The organism is Microbacterium sp. JZ37, from assembly GCF_035188445.1.
GTDB lineage: Bacteria > Actinomycetota > Actinomycetes > Actinomycetales > Microbacteriaceae > Microbacterium > Microbacterium barkeri.
Genome location: NZ_CP045253.1, coordinates 2,747,480 through 2,760,519, shown reverse-complemented (window position 1 = coordinate 2,760,519; position 13,040 = coordinate 2,747,480). Strand labels below are relative to the sequence as shown.

13 protein-coding genes are annotated in these 13,040 nt (G+C 73.0%); 8 read left to right on the top strand and 5 right to left on the bottom strand.

The window, feature by feature from the left end; genetic code table 11:
- Positions 1-24 precede the first annotated feature (24 nt).
- Genes GC092_RS12810 through GC092_RS12800 form a run of 3 tightly spaced genes read left to right on the top strand, consistent with a single transcriptional unit; the run spans position 25 to position 3,101 of the window.
- Positions 25-783 (top strand): ThuA domain-containing protein, encoded by a 759-nt coding sequence (locus GC092_RS12810; RefSeq protein ID WP_324012370.1) that lies wholly within the window; start codon positions 25-27, stop codon positions 781-783.
- Positions 784-840: 57 nt separating this feature from the next.
- Complete coding sequence (locus GC092_RS12805) at positions 841-1,638, top strand: ABC transporter ATP-binding protein (RefSeq protein WP_324012369.1); 798 nt, start codon at positions 841-843, stop codon at positions 1,636-1,638.
- A complete protein-coding gene (locus GC092_RS12800; RefSeq protein ID WP_324012367.1) occupies positions 1,635-3,101 on the top strand; it encodes an FtsX-like permease family protein in 1,467 nt (488 codons plus the stop codon). Before GC092_RS12805 ends, GC092_RS12800 begins: the two co-directional genes overlap by 4 nt.
- 7 nt (positions 3,102-3,108) lie before the next feature.
- On the opposite strand, the gene GC092_RS12795 is transcribed toward GC092_RS12800, so the two are convergent.
- Complete coding sequence (locus tag GC092_RS12795) at positions 3,109-3,609, bottom strand: hypothetical protein (RefSeq protein ID WP_271174438.1); 501 nt, start codon at positions 3,607-3,609, stop codon at positions 3,109-3,111.
- A gap of 38 nt (positions 3,610-3,647) precedes the next feature.
- Positions 3,648-4,307: a DNA-binding response regulator gene (locus GC092_RS12790; RefSeq protein WP_324012365.1), complete on the bottom strand. Its 660-nt coding sequence runs from the start codon at positions 4,305-4,307 to the stop codon at positions 3,648-3,650.
- A gap of 97 nt (positions 4,308-4,404) precedes the next feature.
- On the opposite strand from GC092_RS12790, the gene GC092_RS12785 reads away from it, so the two are divergent.
- Positions 4,405-5,334 carry an oxidoreductase gene (locus tag GC092_RS12785; protein WP_324012363.1) on the top strand — a complete coding sequence of 310 codons (930 nt, stop codon included), beginning with the start codon at positions 4,405-4,407 and terminating at the stop codon, positions 5,332-5,334.
- Here GC092_RS12785 and GC092_RS12780 read toward each other — a convergent pair.
- Positions 5,318-5,839 carry a GNAT family N-acetyltransferase gene (locus tag GC092_RS12780; RefSeq protein WP_324012361.1) on the bottom strand — a complete coding sequence of 174 codons (522 nt, stop codon included), beginning with the start codon at positions 5,837-5,839 and terminating at the stop codon, positions 5,318-5,320. The genes GC092_RS12785 and GC092_RS12780 overlap by 17 nt on opposite strands.
- A gap of 80 nt (positions 5,840-5,919) precedes the next feature.
- On the opposite strand from GC092_RS12780, the gene GC092_RS12775 reads away from it, so the two are divergent.
- A complete protein-coding gene (locus GC092_RS12775) occupies positions 5,920-6,552 on the top strand; it encodes a 2-phosphosulfolactate phosphatase (RefSeq protein WP_324012360.1) in 633 nt (210 codons plus the stop codon).
- A 502-nt stretch (positions 6,553-7,054) separates the two neighbouring features.
- On the opposite strand, the gene GC092_RS12770 is transcribed toward GC092_RS12775, so the two are convergent.
- Positions 7,055-8,458 carry a cation:dicarboxylate symporter family transporter gene (locus GC092_RS12770; RefSeq protein ID WP_324012358.1) on the bottom strand — a complete coding sequence of 468 codons (1,404 nt, stop codon included), beginning with the start codon at positions 8,456-8,458 and terminating at the stop codon, positions 7,055-7,057.
- A 155-nt stretch (positions 8,459-8,613) separates the two neighbouring features.
- Here GC092_RS12770 and GC092_RS12765 point away from each other — a divergent pair, with 155 nt between their 5' ends.
- Both GC092_RS12765 and GC092_RS12760 read left to right on the top strand, forming a co-directional pair.
- Positions 8,614-10,305 carry a sensor histidine kinase gene (locus tag GC092_RS12765; protein ID WP_324012355.1) on the top strand — a complete coding sequence of 564 codons (1,692 nt, stop codon included), beginning with the start codon at positions 8,614-8,616 and terminating at the stop codon, positions 10,303-10,305.
- Positions 10,302-10,991 carry a response regulator gene (locus GC092_RS12760; protein ID WP_324012352.1) on the top strand — a complete coding sequence of 230 codons (690 nt, stop codon included), beginning with the start codon at positions 10,302-10,304 and terminating at the stop codon, positions 10,989-10,991. The genes GC092_RS12765 and GC092_RS12760 overlap by 4 nt, the downstream gene beginning before the upstream one ends.
- Positions 10,992-11,005: 14 nt before the next feature.
- Here the strand turns inward: GC092_RS12760 and GC092_RS12755 are convergent, their stop codons facing one another.
- A complete protein-coding gene (locus tag GC092_RS12755; protein ID WP_271174452.1) occupies positions 11,006-11,494 on the bottom strand; it encodes a SprT-like domain-containing protein in 489 nt (162 codons plus the stop codon).
- A gap of 776 nt (positions 11,495-12,270) precedes the next feature.
- Between GC092_RS12755 and erm the strand changes: the two genes are divergently transcribed.
- Entirely contained in the window at positions 12,271-13,038 is a 768-nt protein-coding gene (gene erm / locus GC092_RS12750; RefSeq protein WP_324012349.1) for a 23S ribosomal RNA methyltransferase Erm, read from the top strand.
- Positions 13,039-13,040 lie beyond the last annotated feature (2 nt).

The following is a 13,040-nucleotide window of genomic DNA, read 5'->3' as shown; positions in this document are numbered from 1 at the left end:
CGCCGGTTCCGGGAAGGCGGCTGTATGAGGGCCCGTCGGGCGCTCATCGTCCGCGGCGGCGGGGAGGGACATCGCCCCGTCGAGGCGACGGACCTCTTCGTGCCGTTCCTCGCGGAGAGCGGGTTCGAGGTCCGCATCTCGGAGTCGAGCGAGATCTATGCCGACCAGGCGGAGATGGAGCGCACCGACCTCATCGTGCAGTGCGTGACGGCGTCCGAGATCTCCCCCGAGGCGCTGGCCGGGCTGCGCGGTGCCGTCGCGCGCGGCACGGGCCTCGCGGGCTGGCACGGCGGCATCGTCGACTCGTATCCGGGCAGTGCGGGCTACCGGCAGCTGATCGGGGCGCGCGCGGTGGCGCACCCGGCCCGACGGGTCGACGGCCGCCGAGGCGACGCGCACGACGACGTGCTCTGCTACACCGTGGACATCGCCGATCGCGGCCGCTCGCACGAGATCATGACCGGTCTCGAGGACTTCACGCTGCGCACCGAGCAGTACTGGGTGCTCGCCGACGACGGCAACGACGTCCTGGCGACGACGACCTACCCGGCGTTGCCCTCGCGCCCGTGGCAGTGGACGGCGACCGCGCCGGCGGTCTGGACGCGGCGCTGGGGCAGAGGCCGTGTCTTCGTCGCCACGCCCGGCCACAGTCTCCGCGTGCTCCGGGATGTCAGCGTGCGCACGATCATCGAGCGCGGGATGCTGTGGGCGAGTCGCCCGATGACGGAGGAGCCGGCCGACCCGATCCTCCGCGAGGCGCGCGGGATCATCCTCGCGATGTAGCGGGATGAGCCGGGCGGGCGATGACCGCGACGGGGGTCGGTTCCTAGCGTCGTAGGCATGGAGATCACGACCACCGACATGGGGCTCGCCGCGCGCGTGCAGCAGCTCACCAAGCAGTACGGCGCCGGCGAGAACGGCGTCCGTGCTCTCGACGGCGTCAGCGTCGGCATCCGACGCGGCCAGTTCACCGCCATCATGGGGCCGTCCGGCTCGGGCAAGTCCACGCTCATGCACATCATGGCGGGGCTCGACGCGCCCTCGAGCGGACGCGTCTGGATCGGCGACACCGAGATCACGGGGATGCGCGACGAGGAGCTGACGATCCTCCGTCGGCGCCGCGTGGGATTCGTCTTCCAGGCGTTCAACCTCGTGCCGACGCTCGACGTGCAGGCCAACATCCAGCTCCCCTTCGACCTGGATGGCCGCAAGCCGTCGAGCGCCGAGCGCGCGCGCATCGACGGGCTCATCGAGACGCTCGGCCTCGCGCCGCGCCTGCGCCACAAGCCGCACGAGCTGAGCGGCGGGCAGCAGCAGCGCGTCGCGATCGCGCGGGCGCTCGCGACGGCCCCCGACCTGCTCTTCGCCGACGAGCCCACCGGCAACCTCGACTCCCGCACGGGGCGCGAGGTGCTCGCCCTCCTCGCCGCCGCGAGCCGCGAGCACGGCCAGAGCATCGCGATGGTGACGCACGATCCGTTCGCCGCGAGCTACGCCGACCGCGTGCTCTTCCTCGGCGACGGCCGCATCGTCGCCGACAAGCCGCGGCAGACGCCCGAGCAGATCTCGGCGCACATGCTCGCGGCGGAGACCGCTCCCGCGACGTCGGCCATCCCCACGGCGGGAGCCGCGCGATGACCGCGGTCGCCGCGGCACCTGACCGGATGGCCGCTGTCCGGCCATCCGCTCGGCTCGCCTTCCTGCGCGAGCGCGGCATGGGCGCGAGCGTGCTCGTCGCCGCGCTGTCGGCGGCGTTCGGCGTGACCCTCGTGACGACGACCGGCTACATCGGCGCCGTCCTGCAGAACGACCCGTACATCGGCGACTCCGAGACGCTCGCGATCGTCGTCGCCATCCTCAGCGTGCTCCTCACCGCGGTCGCGATGTACGTCGCCGCGGTCGTGACGGCCAACACGTTCTCGACGATCGTCGCGGGTCGCGTGCGCCGGATCGCCCTCATGCGCCTCATCGGCGCGTCCGCGCGCTCGCAGCGCTCCGAGGTCGGCCGCCAGGGCCTTGTCGTCGGGGCGATCGGCGCCCTCATCGGGCTCGCTGCGGGCGTGGGGCTCTCCTACGCGGGAACGGCGCTGGGCGATCGCCTGCTCGGCGTCGCGGGGCACGGCTACGTCGTCGCGCAGCCCGTGCTCGTGCTCCCCGCGGCGATCGTCGTGCTCACGACGTGGGCGGCCGCGTGGGTCGGCTCGCGTCGCGTGCTCACCGTCACGCCGCTCCAGGCGCTCGGCGGGTCCGTCGAGCGGACCCACGACGCGGTCTCGCAGCGCCCCGCGCGCAACGTGCTCGCGATCGTGCTCTTCGCGATCGGCGCCGTGCTCCTCGGGGTCGGCGTCGTGGGCGGGTTCGTGACGCCGCTCGGCGTCCTCCCGGCCTTCGCGGGCGGGCTCCTCTCGTTCACGGGACTCGTCCTCGGCGCGACGACGGTCATGCCTCCCGTGCTCCGGATGGTCGGGCGCTGGTTCGGCAGGTCGGCGACCGCGGTGCTCGCGTCCGAGAACGCGCTGCGTCATCCGGAGCGCTCGAGCCGCATGTCGATCGGCGTGGTCATGGGCGTGACGCTCGTGACGATGTTCGCCGTCGCGACCGAGACCGCCAAGGCGGTGCTCACGGCGAATGCGGGCGGCGAGCTCGACAGCGAGTTCTCGGTGATCATGGACACCTTCGCGAACATCATGATGGGGCTCGTCGCGGTGTCGGCCGTCATCGCGGCGGTCGGCCTCGTGAACCTCCTCACGATCGGCGTCGTGCAGCGGCGTCGCGAGCTCGGGCTGCTGCGCTCGCTCGGCCTCTCCGGCCGCCAGGTGCGCGCGATGGTGCTCCTCGAGGCGACGCACATCACGCTCGCCTCGCTCGTCACGGGCCTCGTGCTCGGGATCGCCTACGGATGGGCCGGGGCGCAGTCGCTGCTCGGGTCGGTGCCGACGTACCCCGGCGGCCCGGCCGGCTCGCTCGTCCTGCCCGCTGTGCCGTGGGCGCCCGTGCTCGCGATCGTCGCCGCGATGGCCGTGCTCACCGTGGTCGCGGCGGTCACGCCGACGCGACTGGCCACGAGCATCGCACCCGTCGAGGCGCTGGCCGCCGACTGACGGGAGCTCAGCCGGCCTCGGCCGCGTCCGCCTCCGGATCGAACGCCCACGTGCGGGCGAGCTTCCGCAGGCGGACGCCGCGCACCTGCCACATGGCCCACAGCGGCAGCCAGAGCAGGGGAGCGGTCGGACCGCCGATCGTGAGCCGCTCGCGCCACAGCGTCCGGCCATCCGCCGTCGCCGAGACCGCCATCTGGTGGTCCCAGACGTCGAGGGAGCCGAGGGGACCGGTGAGCGGCATCCCCACGTCGCGGAGGATGCGGACGGCGCCGCCCTCCTTCTCGCGGTCGACGGTCGCGATGAGCTGAGAGCCGAGCGGGATGGCCCCCGTGTCGAGCTGGACGGCCGCGTCCGACCCCGACTCCCACTGGAGCGGCATCGGATCGGCGCCGAGCGGCCGCATGCGCACGATCGGGCCGTAGAGCTCCGCGAGCACGGCGGGCGAGTGCAGCGCACGCCAGGCGGCGTCGGCGTCGCAGTCGAGGACGAGCTTCTGCAGGATCCGCATGCTCCAGTGTCGCACCGGCGGCGCCGCGGCGGCGGAGGCTAGACGAGTCCGAGTTCGCGGGCGCGCACGCCGGCCTGGAAGCGCGACTCCGCGCCGAGCGCCTCCATGAGCTCGGCCACGCGACGGCGGTAGGTGCGCACGCTGAGCCCGAGGGCGCGCGCGGCCGACTCGTCCTTCACACCCTGGCTGAGCAGGTCGAGCACCTGCGGGGCGAGCTCGCGGATCTCGGCGCTCGCCGCATCGTGCACATCGAGGTCGGTCGAAGCGCGCCACGCGGCCTCGAACAGCGACGTGACCCCCTGCACCGCGTCGCGCTGCGTGAGGATGCTGTAGCTGCGCACCCCGGCGCGCCGGTCTCCCGCGAGGATGGCCACGCGCCGGTCGAGGATGATCGTCTCGTTCACCTCGTCGGATGTCACGCGGATCGACACGGCGGGGTGATGCCGGATCGCGGCCATCCGCTGCGCCCAGCCCGGGTCGAAGAGGGCGCCGCTGCGGAAGACCTTCCGCACCCTCGCATCGCGAGCCGGCTCGGGCATCGCGGCGGGGCCATCCGCCTCCCAGCGCCAGCTCGCGAACTCGTTGGCGGCGCACGTGATCTCGCGCGCGGTCGCGAACAGGTGGGCGGTCCGGCGCATCACCTCGGCCTCGCCGCGCACGACGGTCACGCTCTCGTCGGTCCGGGTCATGGTCGGCATGCCCTCCATGCTCGTCAGCGGCCGCGTGCCGCAGCCCCTCGTGGCAACAACCTGCCACGGGAGCGGATTCCCGTCGCGGCCGTCGCACGCTGAGGGCATGACCGCACAGAATGACACCCTCGCCCCCTCCGCAGCGCTCTCCGGCACCTGGCAGCTCGGCGACCGCACGGTCAACCGCCTCGGCTTCGGCGCGATGCGCCTGACCGGCATGCCATGGGACCCGAAGCCGCGCGACCGCTCCGACGCCATCGCGGTGCTGCGCCGCGCCGTCGAGCTCGGCGTGAACCACATCGACACGGCGGCCTTCTACTTCTTCGCGACGCGATCCGCCAACGAGCTGATCGCGACGGCGCTCCAGCCCTACGGAGACGAGCTCGTCCTCGCGACGAAGGTCGGAGCCTCCCGCAGCCGCGAGGGCGAGTTCGAGCCCTACGCGCGACCCGAGCAGCTCCGCGCGCAGGTCGAGGAGAACATCCGCCAGCTGGGTGTCGAGCAGCTCGACCTCGTCAACCTGCGCTGGGGCGCCGGCCTGGAGAAGGAGGAGGGGTCGCTCGCCGACCACCTCGGCGCCCTCGTCGAGCTGCAGGGCGCGGGTCTGCTTCGCAGCATCGGCGTCTCGAACGTCACGGCAGGGCAGCTGCGCGAGGCCCTGGAGGTCGCGCCGGTCGTCTGCGTGCAGAACCGCTACGGGCTCGCCGACCGGGTGGACGACGACGTGCTCGAGCTCGCGCGTGAGCGCGGCATCGCGTTCGTCCCGTTCTTCGCGATGGGGGCGGCGGTGCCGGGCGCGCTGCCGGGCGGCGGCCACGACGACACCGGCGCCGCCGAGGTCGCGGAGGTGGCGGAGGCGCACGAGGCGACCCCCGCGCAGATCCGGCTCGCCTGGACGCTCCACCGCGCGCCGAACGTCCTCGCGATCCCGGGCACGGGCGACCTCGGGCACCTCGAGGAGAACGTCGCGGCCGGCGCCATCCGCCTCGCCGACGACGAGCTCGCGCTCCTCGACGGCGTCACCTCCGGGCGCTGACGTCCGATCCGGCGTCCCTGGCCATCCGCAGCTCGGGGAGGGGCGTGCCGTCGGCCGCGTCCTCGACGCGCTCGACGCCGTCGAGCGTGAAGCCGTGCTTCTCGTAGAAGCGGATGGCCCGGGCGTTGCCCGCGAGCACCCACAGGTAGGCGGGGCGGTCGCCGATCGCCTCGCGGATCAGCGCGTCGGCGACGCCCGAGCCGTGGCGATCGGGGTCGAGGTAGAGCGCGTACAGCTCCCGCTCGGCGGGCGGCTCGGGATCGCGGGCCGGGCCCGACGACGCGAACCCGAGCACGCGCGCCCCCTCGAGCGCGATCCACGTCGGATTGCGGTTCTGTCGGAGGATGCGCTCCCACCGCCGAGCTCGTGCGGGCACCGACAGGCGCGAGAGCGTCTCGGCTGGCAGGAGGTGGGCGTAGGCGATGCGCCAGGTGCGGATGTGCACCTCCGCGAGCCCTCGGGCGTCGTCGGGTCGCGCTCGCCGGATCTCGATCGTCGTCTCCACCTCAGCACGATGCCGCATCCGGCCGCGCCCGCGCCAGGGGCTTGCGCCGAGCACTCGGGGCGGTCGGGGAGAATCGAGGGATGGCCTCCGCGTTCGATCAGTCCTCGTATCAGGTGCGCTTCGACTGGGGCGTCGACGGGCTGCGGCGCCTCGCGCCCGCCGACGTCGTGATCGTGGTCGATGTCATCCGCTTCACCTCGAACGTCGCCGCCGCGGTCGCACGCGGCGAGCAGGTCGCGCTGGCCGACGCGCACGCCGTCTCGATCAACGGCGCCGCGGTCGCGCAGGCCGCCGCTGGGCTGGAGCACGCACCGGTCGTGCTCGCCGGTGCTCTGCGCAACGCGGCGGCCGTGGCCCGCGCCGTGCTCGCCGAGCAGGAGCGCCGCGGCGCCCGCACTAGCATCGCCGTCATCGCGGCCGGCGAGAGGGATGGCGCCGGGCTGCGGTTCACGGTCGAGGACCAGCTCGGCGCGGGCGCCGTGATCGCCGCACTGTCGGACCTCGGCATCGACCACTCCTCGCCCGAGGCCGTGGTGCCGGCCGAGTCGTTCCGGGCGCTCCGCCGCGCGGTGAAGCACCTGCTGACCGCGAGCGGCTCGGGCCGGGAGCTCGAGGGCGACCCACGGCACGCCGACGTGAAGCCCGCCGCGGCGATCGACGACCTCGACGTCGTGCCCGTGCTGCGGGACGGGGTGTTCACGGCCCTGGGCTGAGGGGCGCGGCGCTGTTCAGGTCGCAGTTTTGGCCGCTATTCGGCCGTTTGGGGACGGTTTTTGCGACCTGGGCGGGGTGGGTGGGGGCCGAAGGCGCTCGGTTGAGGGGCTGGCCCTGTTCAGGTCGCGGTTTCGGCCGCTATTCGGCCGTTTTGGGGGCGGTTTTTGCGACCTGGACGGGGTGGCGGGGTCGGGCCCTGTTCAGGTCGCAGTTTCGGCCGCTATTGGGCCCGTTGGGGACGGTTACTGCGACCTGGGCGGGGTGGCGGCGCGCGGCCCTGTTCAGGTCGCAGTTTCGGCCGCTATTGGGCCGTTTTGGGGACGGTTCTTGCGACCTGGCGGGGTGGCGGGGGCGGGGCCCTGTTCAGGTCGCAGTTCCGGCCGCTATTCGGCCGTTTGGGGACGGTTTTTGCGACCTGGGCGGGGTGGGTGGCGCGCGACGTCCGCGCACGACGCGGCCCCGGCCATCCGACCGGGGCCGCGTCGCAGCGGATGAGCGGGACTACCGCCCGGCGCGCACCTCGTCGGTGCGGATCACGCGCGAGATGGGCGACGGGCCCTGTCCGTCCTCGGGGAGCTCCGGCAGGTTCGAGAAGTCGGGCTCGTCGTGGTCGTCGGTCATCGTCTCCTCGTCGAACGGCCGCTCGCCGCGGAGCACCTGGCGCGCCTGGTCGCGGTCGAACTCGCGCGTCCACGTCGCGATGACGATCGACGCGACGGCGTTGCCCGTGAAGTTCGTGAGCGCGCGGGCCTCCGACATGAAGCGGTCGATTCCCGTGATGATGCCGACGCCGTCGACGAGGTCGGGGCGGTAGGTCTGCAGGCCGCCCGCGAGGGTGGCGAGGCCCGCGCCGGTGACGCCCGCGGCGCCCTTCGACGCGATGATCATGAAGACGAGCAGCCCGATCTGCTCCGAGATCGACAGCGGCGTGCCCATCGCGGTGGCGATGAACAGCGACGCCATCGTGAGGTAGATCGCGGTGCCGTCGAGGTTGAACGAGTAGCCGGTGGGCACCGTGATGCCGGCGACGGGCTTCGAGACGCCGAGGTGCTCCATCTTGGCGATGAGGCGGGGCAGGGCCGACTCCGACGACGACGTGCTCACGATGAGGAGGTACTCGCGGGCGAGGTACTTCATCACGGAGAAGATGTTGATGCGCGCGGTGAACCACAGCACGGCGGCGAGCACGACGCCGATGAAGAGGATGCACGTGACGTAGAAGCCGATCATCAGCGTCCCGAGCGCGAGCACGGCGCCCCATCCGGTCGAGCCGACGACGCCGGCGATCGCGCCGAAGGCGCCGATCGGGGCGACCCAGAGGATCATGGTCAGCACGCGGAAGACGACGGCCTGCACGAGGCGGATGCCCTCGAGGATGCGCTCGCCCTTGGCGCCGAGGCGCTGGATGGCGAAGCCGACGAGCAGCGAGACGAAGAGCACCTGCAGGACCGACTCGCCCGTGAGCGGCGAGAAGAGCGTTGCCGGGATGATGCCCATGAGGAAGTCGGTCGTCGACTCGGCCTCGCCCTCGACCTCGTAGCCCGGGTTGCTGAGCTGGAGCCCCTCGCCGGGGTGGATGAGGTTGCCGACTACGAGGCCGATGAGCAGCGCGAAGGTCGACATCACGAGGAAGTAGCCGAGCGCGAGCCCGCCGACCTTGCCGACGGTCGCGGCCTTCGCGATGGAGCCGATGCCGAGCACGATCGTGCAGAAGATCACCGGGGCGATCATCATCTTGATGAGGCCGACGAAGGCCTTGCCGATCCAGGCGAGCGATGCGCCGAAGTCGGGCCAGATGAGTCCGACCGCGATGCCCGCGACCACGGCGATGATGACCGCGATGTAGAGCCAGTGCTGCTTGTCGATGCCGCGCCTGCGCTGCGCGGCCTGTGGCGTCGTCGCCATGGTGCGTCCTCTCCTTCGGGGCACCGGAGCCTCGGGTTCGCGGTCCGGCGTGCGGGGTTCATCCTGTTCCGGGGCGGATGGCCCGGACGACTTGCGTGCATAGTGTTCGCGTCGAGAGGCGGATGGCGAGGGCGCGCGGCCGACACAATGGGGGGATGGCACGACGAGGCGCCGGGATCGGCGCGCGCGGACGACGACGCAGCGTGGCGGCGTGGGTGCTCGGCGTGCAGACAGCCGTGCTGCTCGCCGGCGGGGCGATCGTGTTCGGCGTGCTCGCGTGGGACGCGCAGACCGCGGCGCACGCGGACGCCGAGGAGCGCTCGACGAGCCTCGTGCTCACCCTCGCGAGCGAGCCGACGGTGATCGAGGTCGTCTCCGCCGCTCACGAGCGCATCGGCGCCGACCCGGAGGGCGCCGTCGCGACGGCGTCGGCCGAGCTGCAGCCGTACGTCGAGCGGATCATCGCCGCGACGGGCGTCTCGTACGTGACGATCATGGACACCGATCGCACCCGCTACACGCACGCCGACCCCGCGCGGATCGGCGGCGCGTTCATCGGCACGATCGCGCCCGCCCTCGAGGGGGAGACGTTCACCGAGGTGTACTCCGGCACGCTCGGGCCCTCGGTGCGCGCGGTCGCTCCCGTCGCGGACGACGGCGAGATCGTCGGCCTCGTCTCGGCCGGCGTGACACTCGAGAACGTGACCGGGTCCATCCTGCTGCGTCTGCAGCTCGTCGGCCTCGCCACGCTCGCGGTCGTGGGGCTGGGAGCGCTCGCGACCATCCTGCTGTTCCGCCGCCTCTACCGCGTGACCGACGGCCGCGATCCCGATGAGCTCGCGCGGCTCTTCGCCGCGCACGAGGCGGTGCTCCACTCGCTCGAGGAGGGCCTGCTGCTCGTCGAGCGCCCGCGATCGGATGGCGCGGCGCGCGTCGTGCTCGCGAACGACCAGGCGGGCGTGCTGCTCGGGATCGCGGAGGAGCCGCCGTTCGCGGTCGACGATCCGGCCCTCCCGGCCGAGGTGCGCGACGTGCTCACCGGGCGAGACGGCGGAGCCGTCGTCCGGGTGGGTGCGCGCGAGCTCGTCGTCGACCGGTCGGAGATCGAGCTCGGCGGCCGTCGCGCGGAGATCCTCGCGCTCCGCGATCGCACGGAGCTGCGGCGGATGGCCGGCGAGCTGTCGTCAGTCAAGACGATCTCCGATGCGCTGCGCGCGCAGGCGCACGAGTTCGACAACCGCCTGCACGCGATCGCGTCGCTCATCGAGCTCGGGCGACCCGACGAGGCGCTCGCGTTCGCGGCGTCGGAGCGCGACCTCGGGCAGCGGCTGGCCGACCGCGTGCTGCACGCCGTGGATGAGCCGGTCATCGCGGCGCTCGTGCTCGGCAAGGTCGCGCAGGCGCATGAGCGGGCCGTGGAGATGCACTTCGAGACCCACCTCGCCCCGGGAACGCATGGCCTCCCGCCGGCCGACGTCGTGACCATCCTCGGCAACCTCATCGACAACGCGATCGAGGCGTCGGCGAGGCGGGCGGCACGCACGGGCGTCCGCGATGCCTGGGTGGAGGTGTATCTCGGCGAGACGGAGGACGATGCGCTCGTGTTCCAGGTGACCGACAGCGGAGACGGCGTCGCGGAGGACGACCGCGAGCGCATCTTCGAGCGCGGGTTCTCGACGAAGTCCGACGACGCGCAGGACCACGGCTACGGTCTCGCGCTCGCGCGTCAGGCCGCGCGCGGGCTGGGCGGCGACATCGAGGTCGCCGAGGCTCCGGGCGGGGGAGCCGTCTTCACGGCGACGCTGCCGCGGCCGGATGGCGCGGGGGCCGCGGGGGAGCGGTCATGACGCCGATCCGGGTCCTCGTCGTCGAGGACGACCCCCGCACGGCGCAGGCGCACGGCGCGTACCTGGCCCGCCTCGACGGATTCGCGCTCGTCGGGACCGCGCACACCGCGGCATCCGCGCGCCGGGCCATCCGCGATGCATACGCGACCGACGATCGCATCCATCTCGTGCTGCTCGACCTCAACCTGCCGGATGGCCACGGGCTCGAGCTGTGCCGCGAGCTGCGGGCGGCGGGGATCGCGATCGACGTCATCGCCGTCACGGCCGTGCGCGAGCTCGGCGCGGTGCGGCAGGCGGTCGCCGTCGGCGTCGTGCAGTACCTCATCAAGCCGTTCACGTTCGACGTGTTCGCGGCGAAGCTGCGGGCGTACCGCGAGTACTTCGAGCGGATGCGGTCGCCCGTGTCGGCGCTCAGCCAGCGCGAGGTGGACACGGCGTTCGCGGCGCTGCGGACGACGAACCTGCCCGGACTGCCGAAGGGCCTCTCTCAGGAGACGCTCGACGCGGTCACGGAGCTCATCGCGGCCGAGGGGCTCTCGGCATCCGAGGTGGCCGACGTGCTCGGACTGTCGCGGGTGACGGCGCGCCGGTACCTGGAGTTTCTCGCCGACGGGGGCGTCGTGGCGCGCTCGCCGCGTCACGGCGGCCGCGGGCGCCCCGAGCTGGAGTACCGGCGCGTCGAGTGAGGAGGCCCGGGGTCTTACCGCGGCGTCATCGCGGCGACGCGGTCGGCGCGCGTGATCTCTCGACGCTCCCACGTGAAGAGGAAGCGCCGGTCGAACGTCGGCGCGCACTTCACGCACGACGACGCCCGCGCCGGACGCCGATGCCGGTACACCGTGTGGCCGCCCGGGCACGTGCCGACCCAGGGCGCGAGTTCGGTCGCCGTCTCGCCGTCGTGCGTCGTGCCGCCGACGTAGCCGAGGTCGCGGGCGATGCGCTTCCAGGCCTTGCCGTGCCCCGCGGCGCGCCCCGCGAGGGCGTGCGCGACCTCATGCAGCAGGGTCTGGTGGTTCGTGTCGTCGTCGTACCGTGCGGCGAGGTAGCGCGAGACGGTGATCCGCTTGCGTGAGAAGTCGCACTGGCCGGCCCGGCGCTTGGCGTTGTCGAAGGCGAAGCTCCAGCTCTCGTCGAGGTGCTGGGCGATGAGGGCTTCGGCCCATCGGGTGACGCGCTGCAGATCCGACACGCTTCGAGGCTAAGCGCCCCCGCCGACAACGCGGCCCAGCGCCGGCCGCCGGGTGGGCGTGTGTCGCGCGCGGCGTGGGGGCGGAGGTGCGGAGGCGTTGGGCGTGGGGGCGAGGGCGGGGGGCGTGGGGCGTGGGCTTCCATGTCTCACTTTGCGCGGCCATCCGCCGGTCTTTCTGGTCCGCCGTGAGACACGCGTGGTTCGCCGGGGTCACCTGCCCCGGCACCAGGCACGTCGTGTCTCACTTGGTGCGGGTATCCCGCGGCTTATCCCGCCGTGGGTGAGACATGTGTCGTCGGCAGGGCCACCGTGTCTCGGTCAGTGCGGGTATCGGCCGGTCTTTCCCGCCGGAAGTGAGACACGCAACGCCCCCCAACCGCCCGTGTCTCACTTGGTGCGGGTATCCCGCGGCTTATCCCGCCAGAAGTGAGACACGCAACGCCCCCCACCCGCCCGTGTCTCGCCCGCCGCGGCTATCCGCCCGTCTTTCCCGCCGGAAGTGAGACACGCAACGCCCCCACACCCCGTGTCTCACGCCTCACCGCCATCCGCCCGTCCTTCCCGCCGAGAGTGAGACACGCATAGACTGGGGCGCATGGGGACTCTGTGCAGCGCGCTGACGGCGTGCGTCTACGTCCGCGACCGCCGCGCCTGACGGCGCGTTCGCAGGTCGACCTTCTCCGCGCCGTCGTTCCGGATGCCATCGCGCCCGGACGCGCGTCCTCGCTCACGCCCGACGTGCCCGGGCGCTCCGAATCCTTCCCTGGAGCGCTCGCATGCGACCCCGATCCATCCATGGCGGACGCCATGAACTCGGACAGAACTTCCTCATCCACCAGCCCACCATCGACCGGCTCGTCGCCCTCGTCGCCGACACCACCGGCTCGGTGCTCGAGATCGGCGCGGGAGACGGCGCCCTCACCCGCCGCCTCGCCACGCTGCCGCGCGACCTCACGGCGCTCGAGATCGACGAGACGCGGGTGCGCGGGCTCCGCCGCCGCCTGCCCGGTGTGCGGATCGTCCGCGCCGACGCGCTCGGCCATCCGCTCGACGCCGACGTCGTCGTGGGCAACCTGCCGTTCCACCTGACGACGCCCCTGCTGCGTCACCTCCTCGCGGCGCGGCGCTGGACCGACGCCGTGCTCCTCACCCAGTGGGAGGTCGCGCGCAAGCGGGCGGGCGTCGGCGGCGCGACCCTCATGACGGCGCAGGCCGCGCCGTGGTTCGCCTTCGCGCTGCACGGGCGCGTCCCGGCGCGGGGCTTCCGCCCGGTGCCCGGCGTCGACGGCGGCATCCTGACGATCTCGCGCCGGGTGACCCCGCTCATCCCGATTGGGGAGCGACGCGGCTACGAGCGCTTCGTGCGCTCCGCCTTCACCGGCCAGGGGCGGGGGATGGCCGAGATCCTGCGCCGTGCGACGGGTGCGGATGGCCGCAGCGCGCGCCGTGCGCTCGCGGCGTGCGGCATCGACGCGGCGCGTCTCCCGCGCGATCTCCAGCCCGAGGACTGGGCGGCGCTGTGGCGGGAGGTGTCGCGGCGGTAGCC

Excerpts from the sequence above, each read along its gene's own strand:
- GC092_RS12805 (WP_324012369.1), top strand. The coding sequence starts at position 841 with ATGGAGATCACGACCACCGACATGGGGCTCGCCGCGCGCGTGCAGCAG.
- GC092_RS12790 (WP_324012365.1), bottom strand. The coding sequence starts at position 4,307 with ATGCCGACCATGACCCGGACCGACGAGAGCGTGACCGTCGTGCGCGGC.
- GC092_RS12800 (WP_324012367.1), top strand. The coding sequence starts at position 1,635 with ATGACCGCGGTCGCCGCGGCACCTGACCGGATGGCCGCTGTCCGGCCA.
- erm (WP_324012349.1), top strand. The coding sequence starts at position 12,271 with ATGCGACCCCGATCCATCCATGGCGGACGCCATGAACTCGGACAGAAC.
- GC092_RS12775 (WP_324012360.1), top strand. The coding sequence starts at position 5,920 with ATGGCCTCCGCGTTCGATCAGTCCTCGTATCAGGTGCGCTTCGACTGG.
- GC092_RS12795 (WP_271174438.1), bottom strand. The coding sequence starts at position 3,609 with ATGCGGATCCTGCAGAAGCTCGTCCTCGACTGCGACGCCGACGCCGCC.
- GC092_RS12810 (WP_324012370.1), top strand. The coding sequence starts at position 25 with ATGAGGGCCCGTCGGGCGCTCATCGTCCGCGGCGGCGGGGAGGGACAT.
- GC092_RS12785 (WP_324012363.1), top strand. The coding sequence starts at position 4,405 with ATGACCGCACAGAATGACACCCTCGCCCCCTCCGCAGCGCTCTCCGGC.
- GC092_RS12770 (WP_324012358.1), bottom strand. The coding sequence starts at position 8,458 with ATGGCGACGACGCCACAGGCCGCGCAGCGCAGGCGCGGCATCGACAAG.
- GC092_RS12765 (WP_324012355.1), top strand. The coding sequence starts at position 8,614 with ATGGCACGACGAGGCGCCGGGATCGGCGCGCGCGGACGACGACGCAGC.
- GC092_RS12760 (WP_324012352.1), top strand. The coding sequence starts at position 10,302 with ATGACGCCGATCCGGGTCCTCGTCGTCGAGGACGACCCCCGCACGGCG.